We start from the raw sequence: 21,445 nt of genomic DNA on the forward strand, positions 1-21,445 counted from the left end.
GATGACGCGTCTCTTCGGAACGGACGGGGTCAGGGGCCTGGCCAACGGGTCCCTGACCGCCGAGCTGGCCCTCGACCTGTCCGTCTCGGCTGCCCACGTGCTGGGCGAGCGCGGCATCTTCGCCGGACACCGACCGGTAGCGGTCGTCGGTCGCGACACCCGCATCTCGGGACAGTTCCTGGAGGCCGCGGTCGTCGCCGGCCTGGCCTCTGCAGGGGTGGACGTGCTGCTCCTCGGGGAGTTGCCCACCCCGGGCGTCGCCTGGCTGACCGCCGAGCTCGGCGCCGACCTCGGCGTGATGCTCTCGGCCTCGCACAACGCGATGCCCGACAACGGGATCAAGTTCCTCTCCCGCGGCGGGGTCAAGCTCGACGACGCCATCGAGGTGGCCATCGAGAAGCGCCTGCGCGAGCCGTGGCACCGCCCCACCGGCGGCGACGTGGGCCGCGTCCGCGAGCACACCACTGCCGTGGCCGAGTACGCCGCGCACCTCGTCTCCACGATCCAGCACCCCCTCGCCGGCATCAAGGTCGTCCTCGACTGCGCCCACGGCGCTGCCTGGCAGGCGGGTCCCCGGGCGCTGCGCGACGCCGGCGCCGAGGTCGTCGCGATCTGCGCCGAGCCCGACGGGCTGAACATCAACGACGGCTGCGGCTCCACCCACCTCGACGTGCTGCAGCGCGCGGTGCTCGAGCACGGCGCCGACGTGGGCTTCGCCCTCGACGGTGACGCCGACCGCTGCCTGGCCGTGGACGCGTCCGGGGAGATCGTCGACGGTGACCAGATCCTCGCGATCCTGGCCCTGTCGATGCGCGAGTCCGGTGAGCTGCAGGACGACACGGTCGTGGCCACCGTGATGAGCAACCTCGGCTTCGTCCAGGCGATGAAGGCGGCCGGCATCGGCGTACGACAGACCAAGGTGGGCGACCGCTACGTCCTCGAGGCGATGAAGCACCTCGGGTTCACCCTCGGCGGCGAGCAGTCCGGCCACGTGATCATGAGCAGGTACGCCACCACCGGTGACGGCATCCTCACCGCCCTGCACGTCCTGGACCGGATGGTCGCCACCGGCCGCTCGCTGGCCGACCTCGCCGGGGTGATGCGCCGGCTGCCGCAGGTGCTCGTCAACGTCCCCGGCGTCGACAAGGCCCGCGCGGAGGACGACTTCGTCCTCGCCGCGGCGGTCGCGGACGCCGAGGCCGAGCTGGGCGACTCCGGCCGCGTGCTGCTGCGCCCCTCCGGCACCGAGCCGCTCGTGCGCGTCATGGTCGAGGCCGCGAGCGCGGAGCAGGCCCAGGCGATCGCCGACCGCCTGGCCCTCGTCGTACGCGACCAGCTCACCCTGGCCTGACCCGGTCAGGTCCAGGTGGGGGCGATCTGCTTGCGGTAGCTCCTGCCGAACAGGCCGCTGAGGACCGCCACGACGGGACGGGGGACGTTCTGGGCGAGGGCCGCCCGTTCCTCGGGGCTGGCGCCGTCGGTGAGCCAGGCCATGAAGCGGCCCGCCTCGGGCAGCGACTGGGCGCGGGAGAACTTGCGGCTCATCGCCTTGATCGCGGGTGAGTCGTGGTTGGCGATGTAGGTCGGCTCGATCACCTGCTCCTCGTGGTCGAGGTGGAGCACCGTGACCTCGCGCAGGCGGTCCATCGCGGTGGCGGCCGCCGCGGCCTGGTCGGCCCCCGGCGACGCCTGCAGCTGGCTGAGGGCGGTCCCGGCTCCGGTCATCGCGGCGGCCATCGCGTGGTGCTCGGCGTCCATCTGCTCGAGCGTCACACGGTCCACGCCGACCTGCTCCAGCGCGGGCCAGGCGATCTCGTGCTCGCCCTCGTGATGATGGGTGAGCTCGGTCTCGAAGTTGTCCCAGGCCCGCCCGAGGGCTCGTGCCCGGTCCGCGTCCCCGTCGGGGAAGGCGGTCAGCGCCGCATGGAACCGGTCGAGGTCCCGGCGTACCGCCGCATGGATCACCTTGTTCATGCTCATCTGTGCCATGCCTGCTCACCCTAGGGTCGCGGGCAGCCGATGGCTCCGGGCACGGCCAGGTGGTCAAGACCAGCGAACCGACCAGTCCACCGGCCCCGCCTGGGCAGGGTCAGAGCTTGCGCAGCCGGACCCACCTGACCGAGTGGTCGTGGTCCTTGCGCAGCACCAGGGTGGCGCGGGAGCGGGTGGGCTGCACGTTCTGCTTCAGGTTGGGGCCGTTGACCTCGTCCCAGATCCGGCTGGCCTCGTCCACGGCCTCGTCGTGGGAGAGCGAGGCGTAGCGGGCGAAGTACGACGCGGGGTCCCGGAACGCGGTCTCGCGCAGCCGTAGGAACCGGTCGGTGTACCAACGACGGATGTCGGCGGTGGCCGCGTCCACGTAGACCGAGAAGTCGAAGAAGTCGCTGACGGCCAGCCCGTGCCGCCCGTCGGGCCGCGGCCCCGCGGACTGGAGCACGTTGAGGCCCTCGATGATGACGATGTCGGGGTGGCTGATCACCACCTTCTCCTCCGGCACCACGTCGTAGACCAGGTGGGAGTACGTCGGCGCCTCCACCTCGTCCTTGCCGGACTTGATGTCGATCACGAACCGCAGCAGCGCCCGGCGGTCGTAGGACTCCGGGAAGCCCTTGCGGTGCATCAGCCCGCGGCGGCGCAGCTCGGCGTTGGGGAACAGGAACCCGTCGGTGGTCACCAGCGCCACGCGGGGGTGCTCGGGCCAGTGCGCCAGCATCTGCTGCAGCACGCGCGCGGTGGTCGACTTCCCCACGGCCACCGACCCGGCGAGGCCGATGACGAACGGCGTACGCGGTGGCTGCCGCTGGTGGAGGAACTCCTCCTGGCTGCGGTGCAGCTGGCTCGCCGCTCCCACGTAGAGGCTCAACAGGCGAGACAGCGGCAGATAGACCTGCTGGACCTCCTGGAGGTCCAGCTCGTCCCCGAGGCCGCGGACACGGTCGATCTCCTCGGGTGACAGGGGCTGCTCGGTCGCGCGGCCCAGGGCTGCCCAGGCATCCCGGTCGAGCTCGACGTACGGCGAGCTCTCGCTCGGTTGTCCGTTGGACATGCGCGCCACCCTAGACTGGCGCGCATGTGCGGAATCGTGGGGTACGTCGGTCAGCGGCAGGCCCAGGACGTGGTCGTGGAGGGCTTGCGACGCCTCGAGTACCGCGGATACGACTCCGCGGGCATCGCGGTGGTCACCGACGGGGCCCTTGCCTGCGACAAGCGGGCCGGCAAGCTCGCCAACCTGGAGAAGGCGCTGCTGGAGAATCCGCTGCCTGCGTCCACGACCGGCATCGGGCACACACGCTGGGCCACGCACGGCGCGCCCAACGACACCAACGCCCACCCCCACCTCGGCCAGCACGCACGGGTCGCGGTGGTGCACAACGGGATCATCGAGAACTTCGCCCGGCTCCGTGAGGAGCTCGAGCGGACCGGGCACGAGTTCACCTCGGAGACCGACACGGAGATCGCGGCGCACCTGCTGGAGATCGAGCTGGAGGAGAGGGGCGACCTGACCTCGGCGATGCAGGCGGTCTGTCGCCGCCTCCAGGGCGCGTTCACCCTGGTCGCCGTGGACGCCCTGGACCCCGACCGGGTGGTCGCCTCGCGGCGCAACTCGCCCCTCGTGGTCGGGCTCGGTGAGGGGGAGAACTTCCTCGGCTCCGACGTCGCCGCGTTCATCGAGCACACCCGCGACGCACTGGAGCTCGGCCAGGACCAGGTCGTCACGATCACCCGTGACGACGTACGCGTGACCGACTTCGACGGTGTCGAGGCGCAGGGCAAGCCGTTCCACGTCGACTGGGACCTCGCCGCGGCGGAGAAGGACGGCTTCGACTGGTTCATGCGCAAGGAGATCTTCGAGCAGCCGCGGGCCCTGGCGGACGCGCTGCTCGGTCGTCACGACGGGGCCGGTCAGCTCCAGCTCGATGAGGCCCGGATCAACGAGGACGAGCTGCGCGACGTCGACAAGATCATCATCATCGGCTGCGGCACGGCGCACTACGCCGGCCTCGTCGCCAAGTACGCCATCGAGCACTGGACCCGGATCCCCTGCGAGGTCGAGCTCGCCCACGAGTTCCGCTACCGCGACCCGATCCTGACCCGGCACACGCTCGTGGTCGCGATCAGCCAGTCCGGTGAGACCGCGGACACGTTGATGGCGATCCGCTACGCGCGCCAGCAACGGGCCAAGGTGCTGGCGATCTGCAACACCAACGGCTCCACGATCCCGCGTGAGTCCGACGCGGTCCTCTACACGCACGCCGGCCCGGAGATCGGGGTCGCCTCCACCAAGGGCTTCCTGACCCAGCTGGTCGCCTGCTACATCCTGGGCCTCTACCTGGCGCAGGTGCGCGGCACGAAGTACGGCGACGAGATCTCCGACGTGCTCCGCGAGCTGGAGAGGATGCCCGACCACGTGCAGGCAGTCCTCGACGACGCCGAGAGGGTCTACGGACTCGCACGAGAGCTGGCGGGCGCCAGGTCGGTGCTGTTCCTGGGCCGGCACGCCGGGTACCCGGTCGCGCTCGAGGGCGCGCTCAAGCTCAAGGAGCTGGCCTACATCCACGCCGAGGGGTTCGCCGCCGGCGAGCTCAAGCACGGCCCGATCGCCCTGGTCGAGCCCGGGCTGCCGGTGTTCTGCATCGTGCCGCCCCGGGGACGCGACCAGCTCCACGACAAGATGATCAGCGCGATCCAGGAGATCCGGGCCCGTGGAGCGAACACCCTGGTGCTCGCCGAGGAGGGCGACGACGAGGTCGCGCCGTACGCCGACTTCATGATCACCCTGCCCGTCGTGCCGACGTTGCTGCAGCCGATCCTCGCCACCGTCCCGCTCCAGCTGTTCGCCTGCGAGATGGCCACGGCCATGGGCCACGACGTCGACCAGCCGCGCAACCTGGCCAAGTCGGTCACGGTCGAGTGACCACGCGTTGATCCTGGGCGTCGGGACCGACCTGGTCGAGGTCGCCCGGTTGAGCGCGGCCCTGGATCGCACACCGACGCTGCGCGAGCGGCTGTTCACCCCGGCCGAGGCGGACCACCCCGCCGAGTCCCTGGCGGCACGCTTCGCCGCCAAGGAGGCGCTGGCCAAGGCGCTCGGAGCCCCCGGAGGGCTGTCCTGGCGTGACGCCGAGGTCGTCGTGGACGAGGACGGCCGCCCGAGACTCGAGCTCAGCGGCACCGTGGCCGCCCGGGCTGCCGAGCTCGGCGTGGAGCGGGTGCACCTGTCCCTGTCCCATGACGGAGGGACCGCACTGGCGTTCGTGGTGCTCGAGTCGGGCCGCTGAGACCCGCCCGCGAGGGCGGCGCGAGATAACTTGAGGTCATGCGGAGCGCACACACGGTCGAGCAGGTGCGGGCGGTGGAGGCCGAGCTGATGGCGCAGCTCCCGGAGGGCACGCTGATGCAGCGGGCCGCGACGGGGCTGGCGGTCGCGGTCACCGACCTGCTGGGCTCGTCGTACGCCGCCCGGGTGCTGCTGCTGGTCGGAGCGGGGGACAACGGCGGCGACGCGCTGTGGGCCGGGGCCCGCCTTGCCCGGCGCGGCGTGGCCGTGGAGGCGGTGCTGCTCTCGGAGAAGGCCCGCCCGGACGGCCTGGAGGCGCTGCTGAGCAGCGGCGGCCGCGTCGTCTCGATCGACGAGGCCCACCGGCCGGACGTGGTCGTCGACGGCATCGTCGGGATCGGGGGGCAGCCGGGCCTTCGCCCGGAGGCCGAGGCAGCCCTGGCGGCGTTCCCGGAGGCCGCCGTGGTCGCCGTGGACGTGCCCTCGGGCGTGGACGTCGACACCGGCCGTCTCGAGGGGGCGCACGTGCGCGCCGACGTGACGGTCACCTTCGGCACCCACAAGGTCGCCCACCTCGTGGACCCGGCTGCCGAGGCGAGCGGCGTCGTACACCTCGTGGACATCGGTCTCGACCTGCCGGAGGCCCCCGTCGAGGCGCTGCAGCCCGCGGACGTAGCCGTCCTGCTGCGCGTGCCGGGTCCCTTCGAGCACAAGTACACCCGGGGGGTCGTGGGCGTCCGCGCCGGCTCGGAGACCTACCCCGGGGCGGCGGTGCTGTGCACGTCGGGCGCCGTCAGCGGCCTCGCCGGGATGGTGCGCTACCTCGGGTCCGCCGCGGACGCGGTCCGGGCCCGGCACCCCGAGATCGTGGCCTCCGCGGGCCGCGTCCAGGCGTGGGTCGTCGGCTCCGGCGGTGACTCGGACGCCCGGCAGGCGCTGGCCGACGCGCTCGAGGACGGCGTCCCCACCGTGGTGGACGCCGACGCTCTGGTCCACGTCGAGGCGGGCACCCCCGGCCTCGTGCTGACGCCGCACGCCGGGGAGCTGGCCCGGATGCTCTCGGTGGAGCGCGAGGAGATCGAGGCCGACCCGCTCGGCTTCGCCCGGCGGGCCGCGGCCGAGTACGACGCGGTGGTGCTGCTGAAGGGTCGCCGTACCCTCGTCGCGCGCCCCGACGGACGCGTCCGCGTCACCACCAGCGGCGTCCCGTGGCTGGCCGTGGCAGGAGCGGGTGACGTGCTGTCCGGGGTGATCGGCGCCCTGCTCGCCTCGGGGCTCGAGCCGTGGGACGCAGCGGCCGTGGGCTCCTGGCTGCACGGCGCTGCCGCAGCCGTCGCCGGAGGCGGGGGACCACTCACCGCGAGCGGCGTGGCCGAGGCCGTGCCGCAGGTCGTGCGCAGCCTGCTCCGGTGAGAATGGGATGATGACGTTGCCATGAACTCCCCGCCGAGCGCGCACGCCCAGGTCGTCGTCGACCTCGGCGCCATCCGGCACAACGTGACGCGGCTGCGAGAGCTGGTCTCCGAGGGCGCCGAGCCCGGGGCAGGTCCCGCGGTGATGGTGGTCGTCAAGGCCGACGCCTACGGGCACGGGATGATCCAGGTCGCCCGGGCGGCTCGGGCCGCAGGTGCCGAGTGGCTCGGCGTGGCGACGGGTGCCGAAGCCCTCTCCCTGCGCGTCGCCGGCGACACCGGGCGGATCCTGTGCTGGCTCGCCGCTCCCGATGCCGACTACACCGGGCTCGTCGCGACGGGCGTCGACATCACCGCCTACTCCGTGTCCCAGCTGGAGGAGATCCTCCACGCCGCCCGGGCCACCGGCGTGGTCGCCCGGGTGCAGCTGAAGATAGACACCGGCCTCTCCCGTGGCGGTGCGACGAGTGCGCAGTGGCCGGCGCTGGTCGAGGCGGCCCGTGCCGCCGAGGAGGATGGCTCGCTCGTGGTCACCGGGGTGTGGTCCCACCTGGCCTGCTCCGACGATCCCGACCACCCCGCCAACGCGGCCCAGCTGGCTGCCTTCGACGACGCCCTGGCGGTCTGCGAGAAGGTCGGGCTGGACCCGCGGCTGCGGCACCTGGCCAACTCGGCCGGGGCGCTGTTCCACCCAGGCGCCCGTTACGACCTCGTCCGCCTCGGGATCGCGGTCTACGGGCTCAGTCCCGCCCCGGACATCAGCACCGCCCACGAGCTCGGGCTGGTCCCCGCGATGACGGTGCGCGGTTCCGTCGTACTCACCAAGGAGCTCGACACCGGCGACGGCGTCTCCTACGGGCACAGGTTCGTGGCCCCGGAGCCGATGCAGGTCGCGCTCGTCCCGATGGGGTACGGCGACGGCGTCCCTCGTGCGGCCTCCTCGACCGCGGAGGTCTGGATCGGCGGGCGCAGGAGGAGCGTGCTCGGCACCATCTGCATGGACCAGTTCGTCGTCGAGGGTGCGGATGTCGAGCCCGGCGACGACGTGGTGCTGCTCGGCCCCGGCACCGAGGGGGAGCCGACCGCGACCGACTGGGCCCGATGGTGCGGCACCATCAACTACGAGATCGTGACCCGGATGGGCGGTCGCCACGACCGGATCTGGATCGGAGAGGCATGAGCAAGCGACGCTCCCTCGCCTACGCAGCCGGTGGCCTCGGCGCCGCGGTCCTGGCCGCCACCGCGACGGGGGTCGCCTTCGAGCGCCGGGTGGTGCAGGCCCGCCGTGCCGGTGCGGCGGAGGCCGACCGGCTCGGCACGCTGCGCTCGCCGCCGGTGGAGGTCACCTGCAGCGACGGCACGGTGCTGTACGCCGAGGTCGACGAGATCGCGCCGTACGCCGGGGGCAACCGGTCGCCGCTCGCCGACGTGACCCTGGTCTTCGTGCATGGGTACGCACTCAACCTGGACTGCTGGCACTTCCAGCGCGAGGCCCTGCGCGGGAAGTACCGGATGGCGTTCTACGACCAGCGTTCCCACGGCAGGTCCCAGCGCTCCGACCGGGAGCACGCCACCATCGACCAGCTCGGCGACGACCTGGAGAGCGTGATCTCGACGCTCGCGCCCGAGGGCGACGTGATCCTGGTGGGCCACTCGATGGGCGGGATGTCGATCATCGCGTTCGCGGAGCGGCACCCGGACCTGTTCGCGGGACGGGTGCGCGGCGTGGCCCTGATCGCGACCACTGCCGGCGGCCTGCGGCCGCACCGCACGCTCGGCCGCTGGATCCCCGACCGCCTGGGGGAGGTGCTCGCCCCGCGGGTGATCGCGGCGCTCGCGCGCGCACCCGAGCTCGTCGACTCCGCGCGCCGCTCGGGCTCCAACATCGGCTTCATCGTGGCGGACCTGTTCGCGTTCGGCAGCAAGGACGTCCCGGCCGCGCAGGTGGAGTTCCTCGACGAGATGCTGGCGGGCACGTCCTTCGACGTGCTGGCCGAGTTCTTCCCGAACTTCTCGGTCCTCGACAAGTTCGAGCACCTCACCGCGTTCGCGGGGATCCCGACGACCATCATCTGCGGCACCAGGGACAAGCTCACCTCGATCGGGCACAGCCGCAAGATGGCTGCCCGGATGCCGGAGGCGCGGCTGGTGGAGTGCGAGGGCGCGGGACACATGGTGATCTTCGAGGCCCACGAGACGATCAGCTCGGCACTCCAGGAGCTAGCGGGGGAGCGGCGATGAGTGACGAGACCACGATCGAGACCGTGGACGGCTCCCGGGCAGCAGACGTGCTCGAGATCGTGCACCAGGCGTTCGCGAACCGTCCGCCGCTGGACCCGCCCGCGACCGCGCTGCAGGAGTCGGTCGAGTCCATCGGCGAGGCGCTCGACGCCCACGGTGGCCTGCTCGTCGAGCACGACGGATCGCCCGTGGGAGCGCTGCTGTTCGAGCCGCGCGGGCGGCTGCTCGGGCTGCGCCGGGTCGGCGTACTGCCCCAGGTGAGGGGGCTCGGCGTCGCCGCCCAGATGGCTTCCCGGGCCCGCGAGATCGCCCAGGACCTCGGGTTCACCGGCCTCGAGCTCGAGGCGCGGGTGGAGCTGCCGGGGACGATCAACTTCTGGCGCAACCTCGGCTACGTGGAGGCGGACCGCAACGGCAACCGCCTCACCATGCTGCGGATGCTGCCGATCACCGCGACCCTGCACACGCCGGAGGAGACCCGTGAGTTCGGCGAGCACCTCGCCACTCGCCTCGGCCCCGGTGACCTGGTGATCCTGACCGGCGACCTCGGCGCCGGCAAGACCACCCTGACCCAGGGGATCGGCGCGGGCCTGGGGGTCCGCGGCGACATCACCTCGCCCACGTTCGTGATCGCGCGCGTGCACCCCTCGCTCACCGACGGCCCGGCGCTGGTTCACGTCGACGCCTACCGCCTCGGCGGCACCGCCGAGCTCGACGACCTCGACCTCGACACCGACCTCGACGAGGCCGTCACCGTCGTGGAGTGGGGCGAGGGCCTGGCCGAGGCCCTCTCGGTCGACCGCCTCGAGCTCAGCCTCAAGCAGGCCCCCGACGACCAGCGCACCATCACCCTCACCCCCGTCGGCCCCCGCTGGCGAGAGTTCGACCTCGGGCCGGTGGGATCACTCACCAGCGGGTGAGCTTGAAGGTGTTCGACCGAGGCGTACGGCCGGGCCGTGCGACCACAAGGTGGTCGAGCAGCGAGCGAAGCGAGCGGATAGTCGAGACCACGCAAGGTGACCCGGGAAGCAGAAGTACGCCGGGTGGTGGTGGGCCGGGGTACGCCGTGGCACGCGACCCAGGCACGGTGGCCCGCGACCCACGAGGTGGTCGAGCAGTGAGCGCCAGCGAGCGGATAGTCGAGACCACACAACGCAAGCCGGGCGTGGCACCCAAGCCCCGCCAGGTGGTCCTCTACGTCCACCTCTCCGACGCCGCACTCCGAGGCGACGACGGCTTGCACCTGGTGCGGGTGGAGAACACCCGCACCGGGGTCACTGCCGAGCGGGTCCGCACCTGGTGCGCCAACCCGGACACGGCGGTGACCGTGAAGCCGGTGATCGATCTGAACGACCACATCGGTGTGAACGCCTACGAGGCCCGGACCGGTTGGCCGAGCAAACCCAGTTGCGCGACCACAACTGCGTGTTCCCGTGGTGCACCCGGCCTGCGCGGAAGTGCGACTCCGAGCACTGCGTGCCGCACGATCGGGGCAGAACCACGTGCAATTGCAATGTGTGGCGCCGATGTGCCGGAAGCATCACCGGCTCAAGACCGGAGACTGACCGGGGTACCCATTAGGGCCAAGGAGTCGATGGGCGAGTCCTGGCAGAGTGCCCGACCGCGATGACTCAGTATGCCGTGGTCGGAGAGCAGCACCGCTCACGTAGGGGGAGGGGAGGCCCTGCGGCGGGACCGACCGTGGAGAACGCCCGGCCAGGGATTTTCGCGCACTGCCAGAAACTAGGAAACCGTCATACGAACGCTGGCTAACGCTTGCCCACTGTCGATGGCAATCTTGGTCTGTGGAGACATCCGATCCAGAAGGTGTCACCGAGGTGTCCGCCAGGCGCTGCGTGTTCTGCGGAGCATCTGGCGACTTGTCGAACGAACACGTCCTGCCGAAGTGGGTTTGGCGAGATGCGCACGGATCGGACGACAAGTCTTCCCCAATCATGGACCGAGAAGTCCCACCCTTCTTCGAAGAGCGCCTCCTGATGGACGACCCCATGGGACCGACTGTGGCAATGGCGCCAGTCGGCAGCCGCCCATCTATCCGGTCAACGGCCATCAAAGTTCGAGCGGTGTGTCGAACATGCAACAACGGTTGGATGTCGGAACTTGAGGTCGCGACGCAGGCCGTAATCAGGCGCATGGTGAGCGAGCGCACCTGGCGGTTGACAACGGAGGAGGTCGCGACGCTCGCCCGTTGGTGCAGGAAGACATGCATCACCCACGAGTCTTACCTGCCGCCAGATCGCCGCGTGAATACGGATGCGATGAGGTCAGCGGTCTTCCGGAACGTCGATGTTCCCGGAACCTGGTACTTCGGTCTGGCGCGAGCACCTGGCAGCGGGACGTTTCTTGTGTGCGCCTCCAATGTGGCTCAGGGGTCTCGACCCGTGGCCGAGACGGCCCTTGGCGCCGAACTGTCTACCCAAGAGATGTTTGCGATTCAGCACATCTTCGGGCTCGGGAAATGGATCCTCATCGTCCGCTATACCCCCTACCGGGTCATGGCGCCCGCCTCTCTGACGCACGACTTCGAGCGCTACGAGGCCTGGCGAAGCATCAAGAAGATCGACTCGGCGCTCACTCTCCGCAGGCACAAGACCAAGGATGTATGTCGCCTGACTGACGCCGAGATCGACAGTATGGATTTTTGGGGACACGCGACTGACCGGTATGGGGGCCGAGGCCTGATCCTGGGCAGCGACCAGGAAGGCAATCCTGTCGTGAAGCAGAGCATGCAAAAAGTCTCGGAGATCCTGAAAGACGGCGAGTTCGAATTGAGGGGCAGGCCGACCCAGTATCGCTTCAATCCCGGGGATTACTACCGGTAGTACGTCCCGGCCAGGTCGTCGGTCTCGCCAGCCTGCCCGGACGTGGTGGCGGTCCTGCTGACCCGGCTGCGCTCGGCTGGAGTGAGCCGAAGTGGAGGCCCACCGGGAGACCTCCCCGGAGCACTGCCGCAGGGCCCGACCCAACGGGTTGGCCATCGGCATCCCGTTGCCTTCGCGCACCACCGCTGGAGCCTTCACCAGCACTCGCGCCAGCCGGTCGTGCTCGTGGACGGCAGTCATGAAACAGGTCAGGGCCTCGCGGTCGGCGGCGTAGAGGATGCCCATGCCGCGCAAGACATCGCAGGTGCGCTGCCAGATGACCAGCCACTCGCCCTCGGCCCACGTAGGCGGCTCCGGGTCGATCTCGTGGGGCTCAGGCCCATCATGATGGATTCTGCTCGCTCGGACGCCGTGGAGCTTCTTGACGTTTGTCGGTGCCGGTCGCCGTCCCGTCGTCATATCTGCCCCCGAAGGATGAGCGAGAAGGCCTTCCCGCACCCAGGCGGCACCAGTGGGCCATTTTCTCCATCGTGCGCGACTACTACCTCAACGGCACCGAGGAGATCGGCTACGACGCCGACTATGAGATCGACGCGAAGGAGATCAACATACAGGCGCTCCGACACGCCCATCTCCGCGTCAATTTAGGCGTGCTGTACGGGGCACGTAGTCCGGCATGGTCCGGCATGGAGCGGCTACTGACGGCTTCCCCGTCCCCATCTAGGCGCGAACTGCACTGAGGTTGTCAACGCGGGCAAGTAGCGTTTTCTCTCGAGGGCTGGTCGCCCCAATCGATCTGTTCGCCGGGTGCGGTGGATTGAGGATGGGCGGCCCCGCTGGAACGGAGCCGCCCAATGTCCGACCCGCTGCGAAACGAGAGGACACCTCCCATGGTGCCGGAAGTGCCGAAGAAGAACGACCCCACCCCGAGGAATGCTTGGCGCGATGTGGTGGGGGTGAGCAACCTCGTGGTCAACCTGGTCCGGTTGATTGTCGACCTCATGACCAGGTGACCTCCCTGCCAGGAGGTGTCTGCGTCACGGCGTCACCGCCACCTTGCGGACTGATTTCGTCAGCGTGAGGATGCCAACCCCGAACCGCCCAGTGAGCCGTAGCGCGGTCATGTCGAACTTGAACGCAGGGGCGTAGTCCTGACTAATCCGCACCGCGAAGTCGCGGGCGACCACCAGGTAGACCGGGGCCTTGTCGTAGACCATCGGCTAGGTCATCCAGGCACCCGGACCACGGTGAGACCACAGAGGTTGGGCAGGACTCCTCCGGTGTAGAGGGGTCGGTCCTGGCCATCGGTGCGGGTTGCCTCGGCCACGGCGGCGGTGGGGCTGATCGCGAGGTGGGTGGGTGTGCCGCCGGCCTCGCCCATCTCAGCCATGGCCACTCCCACGGCCTCGGTCAACGTCTCGCCCGTGACCTCCTCGGCGCGAGACAGCACCCCGGTCGGGGTGTTCAGCAGGCCGCTGCCGTTGATAAGCCCGTCATGGAGGTCGGCTGAGAACGCGTCCTGCACGACGCGGCGGACCTCGTCGGTGAGGTTGAGGCCGGTGTCCTCGATGGACTCGTTGGTCAGCCCAACGATGCCGCCAAGCTTCTTCACCTCCACGATCTCCGAGCCGGTGGTCAAGGAGATGTCGGGCAGGTCGGCACCTTCGGCTACCCAGCCCTGACCGGTAACCGTCTCGAACGTGGGGATGGCGAGGTTGCCGCGTGCTGGCCGTCTGGTCAGCGTGGAGGCGAACGGTGAGCCGCCAATGAGGCGGGTAACGGTTCTCAGGTGACGGTCCTGGCGATCAGCCGCTGGGGCCGTCATGCCGTGGCCGCGGGTCGCGTGCCGGTAGGTCTGCGTGGGCGGGGAGTGTCGTCGTACGTCTGCCTCCCGCCTCGCCTTGCGTGGTCTCGACTGTCCGCTCGCTAGCGCTCGCTGCTCGACCACCTTGGGGTGGGCTGCTCGACGCACGGCTGCGCTCGCTGCTCGACCACCTGCCGAGCGTGGGGAGGGGGGCGGCTTAGGGTCGGGGGGTGCTGCTTGCCTTCGACACCGCTACGCCTCACGTCACTGTCGCCCTGCACGACGGGACGTCGGTGGTGGCGAGGTTCGTCTCGACCGAGTCCATGCGGCACGGCGAGATGCTGGCGCCGGGGATCGAGCACGTGCTCAACGAGGCCGGCGCCAAGGCGGCGGACCTCACCGCGATCGCGGTCGGGGTCGGGCCGGGGCCCTACACCGGGCTCCGCGTCGGGCTGGTCACCGCGCGGACGCTCGCCCATGCGCGCGGGATCCCGGTCCACGGCGTGTGCTCGCTCGACATCCTCGCGGCGGAGGCGATCGACCAGGGCCTCACAGAGTTCGCGGTGGCCACGGACGCTCGCCGCAAGGAGGTCTACATCGCGTCGTACGCCGCAGGGCGACGCGTCTCGGGCCCGGAGGTGCTCAAGCCCGTCGACGCTGCGACCGACCAGCCGACGGTGGGTCGGGGCGCGGTGCTCTACCCCGAGGCCTTCCCGCACGCCACCGGCCCCGAGCACCCCTCGGCCGCTGTGCTGTGCGACGTCGTGGTCAACCAGCGGTTCGAGCTCACCGAGCCGAACCCGCTCTACCTGCGCCGCCCCGACGCGGTCGAGCCCGGGAAGCCGAAGCGGGTCAGCTGACCCGGTTGCGCGGCGGCAGCGGGAAGAACATCGAGGTGCGCTCAGCGTACTCCGGGTAGCCGCGGCGCTTCATCATCGTCTGCTCCAGCAGCCTGGCGCCGGTCGCGAACACCAGGAAGTAGGTCATCACCACCGGCGAGAGCACCGTGGTGAGCGCGAGGCGACTGTCCCCGACGGCGACCAGGAAGATGCCCCACCACACGCAGGCGTCGCCGAAGTAGTTCGGGTGCCGGGTGTAGCGCCACAGTCCGCGGTCCATCACCGGGCGGCGGTCCGGATCCTGCTTGTACGCCGCCAGCTGCTGGTCGCCGACCGCCTCGAACACCAGCCCGACCGCCCAGACGAGCACACCGGCCGCGACCAGCCAGGGCCACGGCTCCTGCTCGGCGACTGAGGCCACCTGCACCGGCAGCGACACGAACCACATCGCCGCGCCCTGGGTCGCGAAGACCCGGGTCACCGCGAAGGAGAACGGCTTGCCGTCGAGCATCTTCGCGTAGCGCGGGTCCTCCTCGTCGGTGGCGAGCACCCGGCGGCCCACGTGCCAGGCCAGCCGGCCGCCCCACAGCGCCACCATCGCGAGCAGCAGCCACCGCAGCGAACCCACGCCGAGCAGTGCGCTGACCACCGCGACCAGCACGAAGCCCAGGCCCCACGCCAGGTCGACCACCGCGACACGTCCGATGCGGTGGGCGACCAGCGCGGTCACCGTCATCAGTGCGGTGACGGCCAGCGCGTTCGCGAGGAGCACGGCCAGCAGGCTCACCAGCTCCTCACCGGGGGCAGCGAGTGGCCGGCGTCCGGCCTGACCATCAGCAGCTGGTCCACGCCCATCCGGCCGTCCCGGAAGGCCATCGAGCCCCCGACCAGGTAGAGCCGCCACACCCGCACGACCTCCTCGCCCACCAGCTCGGTGAGCCGGCCGAGGTTGGCCTCGAAGTTCGCCAGCCACCCCTCGACCGTGCGCACGTAGTGCTCACGCATTCCGTGGACGTCGCGCACCTCCAGCCCGGCACGCTCGAGGAACGCCACGGTCTCGCCGACGGGCCGCATGTGCATGTCGGGTGCGATGAACGACTCGATGAACGGACCGCCAGCAGGGTGCGAGCGACGACCGCCGGCACGGGACATCTGCTGCACCAGCACCCGACCTCCGGGCCGGACCGCGTCGTGCAGCACCTGCGCGTAGGTGCCGTAGTTCTGCTCACCGACGTGCTCGCCCATCTCCAGGGAGCCGACGGCGTCGAAGGGTCCCGCGCTGAGACCCGACCCCGACACCTCGGGGATCTCGCGGTAGTCCTGCAGCCGGATCTCGACCTGCCCCTCGAGCCCGCGCTCGCGGATCCGCTCGTCGATGAACCGCTTCTGCTCCGCGGCGATCGTGACGCCGGTGACCCGCGCCCCGTAGTGCTGGGCCGCGTGCAGCGACAGGGCGCCCCAGCCGCTGCCGACGTCGAGGAAGCGCATGCCCGGGCCCAGCCCGAGCTTGCGGCAGACGAGGTCGAGCTTGTCGCGCTGCGCGTCCTCCACGGTGTACGACGGCTCCGCGGACCGCCAGTAGCCCGACGAGTACGCCATCTGCGGGTCGAGGATCAATGAGTAGAACTCGTTGGAGAGGTCGTAGTGGTGGCTGATCGCGCTCCGGTCCCGCAGCTTGCTGTGCAGCCGTCCCTTCACCCGCGCCTGTGAGGCCGGGGTCGCCGGCGGTCTGCCGAGCGCGCCGACGGCCATCGCCGTGCGCAGGGCCCGGGCGAAGGCCGTGGGCGAGGGTCGGACGCCGCTGAGCCCCCGCTGCTCGGCGACCGACCAGACGTGGGTCAGTGCTCGGTCCAGGTCGTGGTGCACCTCGATCTCGCCGGTGACGTAGGCCTGGGCGGCGCCGAGCTCACCGGGATGGAGCAGCAGTCGGCGTACGGCGTCGGGGGAGCGCAGCTCGACGAGCGGAGCCTCCGCCGGACCTGCCTCCGAGCCGTCCCAGGCACGCAGCCGGACGGGGAGGTCGCCTCCCACGAACGGGCGCAACGCGTCCTCCAGCCGGGCAGCGACCCCGCCCGCGCGGCTCGGCGCCTCGGCGGGGCGGGACACGGTGGTGGTCATCTCAGCCCTCCCTGGAGAACGTCAGCTGCTGCACGTCGAGGTAGCCGGACGCGAACCCGGCCCGGGAGTACTCCAGGTAGAAGTGCCACATCCGCCGGAAGGTCGCGTCGAAGCCGAGCTCGTGCACCCTGTCCCCGGCCTGCCCGAACGCCCGGTCCCACCGACGCAGCGTCGCGGCGTAGTGCTGGCCGAAGGACAGCCGGCCGGTGAGCCGCAGGGTGGTGTCCGCCCTGGTGATCTCGTCGATCGCGGTGACCGAGGGCAGGAACCCGCCGGGGAAGATGTACTTGTTGATCCACGTCCACGTGTTCCGGGTCGCGAGCATCCGGTCGTGCGGCATCGTGATCGCCTGGATCCCGACGCGCCCGCCCGGGGCGAGCAACCGGTCGATAGCGCAGAAGTACGTCGACCAGAACTCGTGCCCGACCGCCTCGATCATCTCCACCGAGACGATCGCGTCGTAGCTGCCCCGGACGTCGCGGTAGTCGCACAGCTCGAGCGTGACCAGGTCGGCGAGACCCTCGGCCGCGACGCGATCCTGGGCGAGCTCGAGCTGCTCGCTGGACAAGGTGACGGAGTGGACGCTGGCGCCGCGGCGCGCTGCACGGACAGCCAGCTCGCCCCAGCCGGTGCCGATCTCGAGCACCCGGCTGCCCGCACCGACACCGGCCTCGTCCAGCAGGCGCTCGATCTTGCGGGCCTGCGCCTGTGCCAGCGGCTCGGGGTGGTCGAGGTCGGGCGGCGAGGCCTGGAGCCGGTCGCCGCGGTCGACCACCGAGGTGTCGAACAGCGCCGCGGAGTAGCTCAGCGTCTCGTCGAGGAACTCCTGGAAGAGCTCGTTGGACAGGTCGTAGTGGTGCGCGATGTTGCCGCGGGTGTTGCCCCGGGTGTTCCTCTGGGCGCGCGGCGGGCGGCGTACGTAGGCAGAGCGCAGCTTCTGCAGCGGTGCCGGCACCAGCGTCGGCATCCGTGCCGCGAGCACCGTGAGGAAGCCGCCGAGGTCCTCGGCGTCCCAGGCGCCGGTGAGGTAGGCCTCGCCGAAGCCGATCAGGCCGTCGCGGCCCAGCCGGGCGAAGAACTCGGTGGGGCGTTGGATCGTCATCTCGGGTCCACCGGTGCCCCAGGTCGTGGCGGAGTCGCTGCCAACGCGCACGGTGACCGGGAGCCGGTTCACTGCGGCCCGGAACAGCCGCCGGGCGACCCGCGTGGAGACGTCGGACACCAGCCCGGTGGGCGGGTCGTCGAGCCCGGCCCAGCGGGTGCTGGGCCGGTGGAGGGGAGTCGTCGTCATCTCTCAGACGCCTTCCTGTCGGGGATGGTCGGGTCGTGCCCGGATCCCGAGTCGCCGGGCCCACAGCCAGATGCCGTGGGCATGGATCAGCACGGTGCCGCGCAGGGCGGAGGGCGCGCTGCGCAGTGCGGAGGTGCGGGTGGGCTGGCCGTCCAGCGAGGCCGTGAAGACGGCGCCGTCGTCGGTGTGCAGCGACACCGTGACGTGCAGGCGGTTTCCCGGTCGCGGCACGGCGATCTCGTAGTGGCCGTCGGTGCCGTGGAACGGGGAGACGTACATCTGCTTCTCGGTCCGCGCCCGGCCCTGTTCGTCGGGGTTCACCAGGTAGGCGTGCCGGTCGCCGTAGGTGTTGTGCACCTCGACCACCACCCCGGCCAGCTCGCCGTCGACCCGGTGGCACCAGAAGACGCTGATCGGGTTGAAGCAGTGGCCCAGGGCACGGGCGTTGGCGGCCATCAGGATGCGGCCGCCGTCTGGCTCGACCCCGTTGAGGGAAAGGAAGTTCTCGACGTTGGCCCTGATCGTCGAGCCCGGGTGGCCGAGGTGGTCGCGCGCCTCGAAGCGCCCCAGCACCCCGTCGTCGGGCAGGTGGTCGAGGTCGACGAGCATCGTCCGGGAACGGTGCGTGAAGCTGCGACGGAACGGCCGGCGGCGCAGGTGCCGGATCGTGGTGGCGTACGTCGTGGGCTCGGTCGGCGGCGGCGTACTCCTGCTCCACTCCACGCCCAGCTTCGCGGCCGCCTCGACACCGGAGCGGGCGCCGTCCTCGTGGAAGCCCCAGCCGTGCCAGGCGCCGGCGAGCACCACCCGGTCGGTGTCGCACTCCGGCAGGCGTCGCTGGGCGGCCACCGAGGTGGGGGTGTAGATCGGGTGCTCGTACTCCATCGTCGCGATCACCCGGGACTGGTCCACGAGGTCGGCGCCACCCAGCGTCACGATGAACCGCCGCCCGTCCTCGGGCACGGGCAGGCGCATCAGCCGGGTCATGTCGTAGCTGACCGTCACCGCCTGCGGGCCGTCGGTCGAGACCCCTCCGTCGCTCGAGCCCCGCCGCAGGTAGTTCCACGAGGCGCGCGCTCGAGGGTTGCGGGGGAGCACGCCCTGGTCGGTGTGCAGCTGTGCGATGTTCGCGGAGTACGGCATCGCGCCGAGCAGCTCGCGCTGCACGGCGGTCGGCTGCGCGAGCATCGCGAGAACCTGTCCGGGGTGGGTCGCGATGACCACGGCGTCGAAGGTGTCCACGTGGCCGTTGCCGTCGGTGACCTGCACCCCGGTCGGCGTTTCGAGGACGGTGGTCACCTTGGTGGAGGTGCGCACGTCGGGAAGGCGGGCGGCCACCTTCCCGACGTACTCCTGTGACCCGCCGGTGACGGTGCGCCACCGCGGGGAGCCGAAGACCTGCAGCATGCCGTGGTGCTGCAGGAAGGTGAACAGGTAGCGCGCGGGGTACTCCAGGGCCAGTGCCGGGTCGCAGGACCACACGCACGCGACCAGCGGCTCCATGAAGTGGGTGCGGAACGCGGGCGAGAACCGGCCCCGCTCGAGCACCGACCGCAGCGTCTCGTCGGCACCGGTGGTCGAGCTTGCTCCGTCGGTGGTTGAGCCTGTCGAAACCTCCGCCAGCACCCGCCGTGCCATCCGGTGGAAGCGGGGGATCTCGGTGAGCATCCGCAGGTACGCCGGACGCAGCAGGTTGCGCCACGTGGGGAACAGCCCCGGCAGCCCGAGCGCCCCGGCCCACTCCAGGCCGTCGGCGTCCGAGCGCACCGACATCGACATGTCGGACTCCTGGGTCTGCACGCCGAGCTCGTCGAAGAGCCGGACCAGGTGGGGGTAGGTGCGGGTGTTGTGCACGATGAAGCCGGTGTCGACCGCCCAGGACGTGTCTCCCGGGCCGTCGACCACGTGGGTGTCGGCGTGGCCGCCAAGCCGAGCGTCCGCCTCGTAGAGCGTCACCCGGGCCTCGCCGCTGAGCACGTGGGCAGCCGCCAGTCCGGCGACCCCGCTGCCGATCACGGCAACGCGTCGCGTCGGGGGAAGGGTCATGCGCTGCCCTTGTCGAGCTCGAAGAGCGCGATCGGCGGGCTGGTCGGCTCCTTGGATCCGGACGCGGGCTCCACGGTGATGCCCACGCCGGTCGCCTTGTCGGCAGCACCTTCCAGGAGCACCTTGTGGTCGCCCTCGGTCTTCATCATCCCGGCGGGCAGCATCGTCCCCTTGTCGTCCTGCAACCAGATCTCGAACGCCTTGCCGGCCGGGGGAGCGGCCATGTCCCGGGTGAGCAGCACCGCGCGTCCCTCCCTCATGGAACGGACCACGGTGGCGCTGGAGCCGTCCTTGAAGTCGATCGAGTAGTGCTTGGCGTCGGACGCGGCCAGCACCCGGTCTGCGGCGCTCAGCGTCTGGGTGGGCGGGTTCGCGTCCTGCCAGGGCTGGTAGATCGCCCCACCCGCGATCGCCACCACGGCCGCGGCGGCGACCAGCAGCTTCGCCACCCGGGGACCACGCGGCCGAAACGGCAGCACCTTGGCGCGCCGGTCCGGGCTCGTGTCCTCCTCGGCCGGGCCGGCACCGGGCGCGGAGCCCGTCGCCGGGTCAGTCGCCGAATCTGTCCCGGACCCGGTTTCCGGGGCCAGGGGACGGATCGTGGTGATCCCCGCCAGCACCGAGTCGCGCAGGGACGGGGGCGGGGTGGTCGCGGCGCCGTCGGCCAGCAGGGCGGTCGCCTCACGGAGGCTGGCGACCTCGCGCTGGCAGTCCAGGCAATCGGGAAGGTGCTGCTCGAAGGCGGCGCGTTCGGCGTCGTCGAGCGCGTCGACGACGTAGGCGCCGGACAGCGCGTGCAGGGACTCGTTCACTGTCCTACTCCCATCGTGTCGCGGAGACGGATCAGGCCGTCTCGAATCCTTGTCTTGGCCGTCCCAACCGGTAGGTCGAGCATCGTCGCCACCTCCGTGTGGGTGTAGCCCCTGAAATAGGCCAGCTCCAGCGCCTCGCGCTGGACCTGGGTCAACGAGTCCAGCGCCTGCCGGACCCGTCGTGCCTCGAGCGAGGCCTGGGCCGCCTCGGCCGTCGAGTCGTGCTCAACGGACTGGTTTCCCGCGTGGTACCTGGTGTCGCGACGGGTGCTGGCCTCCGCGGACCGGACCCGGTCCACTGCCTTGCGGTGGACCAGCGTCAGGATCCAGGAGACCGCACTGCCGCGGCCCGCGTCGTACCTCCCGGCAGTCCTCCAGATCTCGAGGAACGCCTCCTGGGTGACCTCCTCGGCCTGGCTCGGGTCCCGGACGACTCGCAACGCCAACCCGTAGGCACGTGCCGCGGTCGCGTCGTAGAGCCGGGCGAAGGCCTGCTCGTCGCCGCGGCCCGAGAGCCTGAGCAGGGCGGCGAGCTCGCCGGCGTCCCCGGTGCTTCCCGGGGGCGAACCCGGTCGACCCCGGGGCGGGGGGTCGGCGGGATCGGGACTGATCGGGTTCACGGACTCACTTTCTCAACATGTGCAGGCCTGGTCACGCAGGTGATTCGGAGTGCCGCCTCCCGCGGATTGGTGACGGACCGGAGATTTCGGGACGGCCCGGCGGCCGGGGTGAGCCGACCCGCGGCGGCGAGGCAGGATGGG

21 protein-coding genes and 1 pseudogene are annotated in these 21,445 nt (G+C 70.9%); 11 read left to right on the forward strand and 11 right to left on the reverse strand.

Annotated features, from left to right (window positions below; genetic code table 11):
* Window position 1 precedes the first annotated feature (1 nt).
* Window positions 2–1,351, forward strand: a complete 1,350-nt coding sequence (gene glmM / locus AC4BGC_RS01635) for a phosphoglucosamine mutase (protein ID WP_490546490.1) — start codon at window positions 2–4, stop codon at window positions 1,349–1,351.
* 5 nt (window positions 1,352–1,356) lie between these two features.
* Here the strand turns inward: glmM and AC4BGC_RS01640 are convergent, their stop codons facing one another.
* Window positions 1,357–1,989: a hemerythrin domain-containing protein gene (locus AC4BGC_RS01640; protein WP_490554043.1), complete on the reverse strand. Its 633-nt coding sequence runs from the start codon at window positions 1,987–1,989 to the stop codon at window positions 1,357–1,359.
* A 100-nt stretch (window positions 1,990–2,089) separates the two neighbouring features.
* On the reverse strand, window positions 2,090–3,046 hold the full coding sequence (gene coaA, locus AC4BGC_RS01645) for a type I pantothenate kinase (protein ID WP_490546488.1): 957 nt from the start codon (window positions 3,044–3,046) through the stop codon (window positions 2,090–2,092).
* A 24-nt stretch (window positions 3,047–3,070) separates the two neighbouring features.
* Here coaA and glmS point away from each other — a divergent pair, with 24 nt between their 5' ends.
* The 7 genes from glmS (at window position 3,071) to AC4BGC_RS01680 (ending at window position 11,774) form a co-directional block, all read left to right on the forward strand.
* Window positions 3,071–4,915 carry a glutamine--fructose-6-phosphate transaminase (isomerizing) gene (gene glmS / locus AC4BGC_RS01650; RefSeq protein ID WP_490554044.1) on the forward strand — a complete coding sequence of 615 codons (1,845 nt, stop codon included), beginning with the start codon at window positions 3,071–3,073 and terminating at the stop codon, window positions 4,913–4,915.
* A 7-nt stretch (window positions 4,916–4,922) separates the two neighbouring features.
* Window positions 4,923–5,279: a holo-ACP synthase gene (locus tag AC4BGC_RS01655; RefSeq protein ID WP_490554045.1), complete on the forward strand. Its 357-nt coding sequence runs from the start codon at window positions 4,923–4,925 to the stop codon at window positions 5,277–5,279.
* A gap of 38 nt (window positions 5,280–5,317) precedes the next feature.
* Window positions 5,318–6,691, forward strand: coding sequence for an NAD(P)H-hydrate dehydratase (locus AC4BGC_RS01660; RefSeq protein ID WP_490554046.1), 1,374 nt, complete (start codon window positions 5,318–5,320; stop codon window positions 6,689–6,691).
* 21 nt (window positions 6,692–6,712) lie between these two features.
* Window positions 6,713–7,870 (forward strand): alanine racemase, encoded by a 1,158-nt coding sequence (alr, locus tag AC4BGC_RS01665; protein ID WP_490554047.1) that lies wholly within the window; start codon window positions 6,713–6,715, stop codon window positions 7,868–7,870.
* Window positions 7,867–8,931: an alpha/beta fold hydrolase gene (locus tag AC4BGC_RS01670; protein ID WP_490554048.1), complete on the forward strand. Its 1,065-nt coding sequence runs from the start codon at window positions 7,867–7,869 to the stop codon at window positions 8,929–8,931. Before alr ends, AC4BGC_RS01670 begins: the two co-directional genes overlap by 4 nt.
* On the forward strand, window positions 8,928–9,851 hold the full coding sequence (tsaE, locus tag AC4BGC_RS01675; protein ID WP_490554049.1) for a tRNA (adenosine(37)-N6)-threonylcarbamoyltransferase complex ATPase subunit type 1 TsaE: 924 nt from the start codon (window positions 8,928–8,930) through the stop codon (window positions 9,849–9,851). The genes AC4BGC_RS01670 and tsaE overlap by 4 nt, the downstream gene beginning before the upstream one ends.
* 1,191 nt (window positions 9,852–11,042) lie before the next feature.
* Window positions 11,043–11,774, forward strand: a complete 732-nt coding sequence (locus tag AC4BGC_RS01680; RefSeq protein ID WP_490555744.1) for a hypothetical protein — start codon at window positions 11,043–11,045, stop codon at window positions 11,772–11,774.
* A 105-nt stretch (window positions 11,775–11,879) separates the two neighbouring features.
* Here AC4BGC_RS01680 and AC4BGC_RS01685 read toward each other — a convergent pair.
* Window positions 11,880–12,233 (reverse strand): annotated as a pseudogene (locus tag AC4BGC_RS01685) (P27 family phage terminase small subunit); the annotation flags it as partial.
* A gap of 71 nt (window positions 12,234–12,304) precedes the next feature.
* On the opposite strand from AC4BGC_RS01685, the gene AC4BGC_RS01690 reads away from it, so the two are divergent.
* Both AC4BGC_RS01690 and AC4BGC_RS01695 read left to right on the forward strand, forming a co-directional pair.
* Complete coding sequence (locus AC4BGC_RS01690) at window positions 12,305–12,514, forward strand: hypothetical protein (protein ID WP_490554050.1); 210 nt, start codon at window positions 12,305–12,307, stop codon at window positions 12,512–12,514.
* A gap of 150 nt (window positions 12,515–12,664) precedes the next feature.
* Window positions 12,665–12,787 (forward strand): hypothetical protein, encoded by a 123-nt coding sequence (locus tag AC4BGC_RS01695; protein WP_490554051.1) that lies wholly within the window; start codon window positions 12,665–12,667, stop codon window positions 12,785–12,787.
* Between the two features lie 24 nt (window positions 12,788–12,811).
* On the opposite strand, the gene AC4BGC_RS01700 is transcribed toward AC4BGC_RS01695, so the two are convergent.
* Window positions 12,812–12,991 carry a hypothetical protein gene (locus AC4BGC_RS01700; RefSeq protein WP_490554052.1) on the reverse strand — a complete coding sequence of 60 codons (180 nt, stop codon included), beginning with the start codon at window positions 12,989–12,991 and terminating at the stop codon, window positions 12,812–12,814.
* 8 nt (window positions 12,992–12,999) lie between these two features.
* Window positions 13,000–13,599 (reverse strand): phage major capsid protein, encoded by a 600-nt coding sequence (locus tag AC4BGC_RS01705; protein WP_490554053.1) that lies wholly within the window; start codon window positions 13,597–13,599, stop codon window positions 13,000–13,002.
* A 209-nt stretch (window positions 13,600–13,808) separates the two neighbouring features.
* On the opposite strand from AC4BGC_RS01705, the gene tsaB reads away from it, so the two are divergent.
* Window positions 13,809–14,438 (forward strand): tRNA (adenosine(37)-N6)-threonylcarbamoyltransferase complex dimerization subunit type 1 TsaB, encoded by a 630-nt coding sequence (gene tsaB, locus AC4BGC_RS01710; RefSeq protein ID WP_490554054.1) that lies wholly within the window; start codon window positions 13,809–13,811, stop codon window positions 14,436–14,438.
* On the opposite strand, the gene AC4BGC_RS01715 is transcribed toward tsaB, so the two are convergent.
* Genes AC4BGC_RS01715 through sigK form a run of 6 tightly spaced genes read right to left on the reverse strand, consistent with a single transcriptional unit; the run spans window position 14,431 to window position 21,304 of the window.
* Window positions 14,431–15,204 carry a DUF1295 domain-containing protein gene (locus AC4BGC_RS01715; RefSeq protein ID WP_490554055.1) on the reverse strand — a complete coding sequence of 258 codons (774 nt, stop codon included), beginning with the start codon at window positions 15,202–15,204 and terminating at the stop codon, window positions 14,431–14,433. The genes tsaB and AC4BGC_RS01715 overlap by 8 nt on opposite strands.
* Window positions 15,201–16,535 carry a class I SAM-dependent methyltransferase gene (locus tag AC4BGC_RS01720; protein WP_490554056.1) on the reverse strand — a complete coding sequence of 445 codons (1,335 nt, stop codon included), beginning with the start codon at window positions 16,533–16,535 and terminating at the stop codon, window positions 15,201–15,203. Before AC4BGC_RS01720 ends, AC4BGC_RS01715 begins: the two co-directional genes overlap by 4 nt.
* A gap of 1 nt (window position 16,536) precedes the next feature.
* Complete coding sequence (locus tag AC4BGC_RS01725; RefSeq protein ID WP_490554057.1) at window positions 16,537–17,826, reverse strand: class I SAM-dependent methyltransferase; 1,290 nt, start codon at window positions 17,824–17,826, stop codon at window positions 16,537–16,539.
* A 3-nt stretch (window positions 17,827–17,829) separates the two neighbouring features.
* A complete protein-coding gene (locus AC4BGC_RS01730; protein WP_490554058.1) occupies window positions 17,830–19,872 on the reverse strand; it encodes an FAD-dependent oxidoreductase in 2,043 nt (680 codons plus the stop codon).
* Window positions 19,869–20,684, reverse strand: a complete 816-nt coding sequence (locus AC4BGC_RS01735; RefSeq protein WP_490554059.1) for an anti-sigma factor — start codon at window positions 20,682–20,684, stop codon at window positions 19,869–19,871. Before AC4BGC_RS01735 ends, AC4BGC_RS01730 begins: the two co-directional genes overlap by 4 nt.
* Window positions 20,681–21,304 (reverse strand): ECF RNA polymerase sigma factor SigK, encoded by a 624-nt coding sequence (gene sigK, locus AC4BGC_RS01740; protein ID WP_490554060.1) that lies wholly within the window; start codon window positions 21,302–21,304, stop codon window positions 20,681–20,683. Before sigK ends, AC4BGC_RS01735 begins: the two co-directional genes overlap by 4 nt.
* Window positions 21,305–21,445 lie beyond the last annotated feature (141 nt).

The organism is Nocardioides sp. Z38_18, assembly GCF_058215695.1.

What these genes read in the sequence shown, in the direction of transcription:
- AC4BGC_RS01640 (WP_490554043.1), bottom strand. Translation starts at nt 1,989, where the DNA reads ATGGCACAGATGAGCATGAACAAGGTGATCCATGCGGCGGTACGCCGG.
- tsaE (WP_490554049.1), top strand. Translation starts at nt 8,928, where the DNA reads ATGAGTGACGAGACCACGATCGAGACCGTGGACGGCTCCCGGGCAGCA.
- AC4BGC_RS01720 (WP_490554056.1), bottom strand. Translation starts at nt 16,535, where the DNA reads ATGACCACCACCGTGTCCCGCCCCGCCGAGGCGCCGAGCCGCGCGGGC.
- glmS (WP_490554044.1), top strand. Translation starts at nt 3,071, where the DNA reads ATGTGCGGAATCGTGGGGTACGTCGGTCAGCGGCAGGCCCAGGACGTG.
- AC4BGC_RS01730 (WP_490554058.1), bottom strand. Translation starts at nt 19,872, where the DNA reads ATGACCCTTCCCCCGACGCGACGCGTTGCCGTGATCGGCAGCGGGGTC.
- glmM (WP_490546490.1), top strand. Translation starts at nt 2, where the DNA reads ATGACGCGTCTCTTCGGAACGGACGGGGTCAGGGGCCTGGCCAACGGG.
- alr (WP_490554047.1), top strand. Translation starts at nt 6,713, where the DNA reads ATGAACTCCCCGCCGAGCGCGCACGCCCAGGTCGTCGTCGACCTCGGC.
- AC4BGC_RS01700 (WP_490554052.1), bottom strand. Translation starts at nt 12,991, where the DNA reads ATGGTCTACGACAAGGCCCCGGTCTACCTGGTGGTCGCCCGCGACTTC.
- AC4BGC_RS01705 (WP_490554053.1), bottom strand. Translation starts at nt 13,599, where the DNA reads ATGACGGCCCCAGCGGCTGATCGCCAGGACCGTCACCTGAGAACCGTT.
- AC4BGC_RS01725 (WP_490554057.1), bottom strand. Translation starts at nt 17,826, where the DNA reads ATGACGACGACTCCCCTCCACCGGCCCAGCACCCGCTGGGCCGGGCTC.
- AC4BGC_RS01695 (WP_490554051.1), top strand. Translation starts at nt 12,665, where the DNA reads ATGGTGCCGGAAGTGCCGAAGAAGAACGACCCCACCCCGAGGAATGCT.
- AC4BGC_RS01660 (WP_490554046.1), top strand. Translation starts at nt 5,318, where the DNA reads ATGCGGAGCGCACACACGGTCGAGCAGGTGCGGGCGGTGGAGGCCGAG.
- AC4BGC_RS01680 (WP_490555744.1), top strand. Translation starts at nt 11,043, where the DNA reads ATGTCGGAACTTGAGGTCGCGACGCAGGCCGTAATCAGGCGCATGGTG.
- coaA (WP_490546488.1), bottom strand. Translation starts at nt 3,046, where the DNA reads ATGTCCAACGGACAACCGAGCGAGAGCTCGCCGTACGTCGAGCTCGAC.
- AC4BGC_RS01670 (WP_490554048.1), top strand. Translation starts at nt 7,867, where the DNA reads ATGAGCAAGCGACGCTCCCTCGCCTACGCAGCCGGTGGCCTCGGCGCC.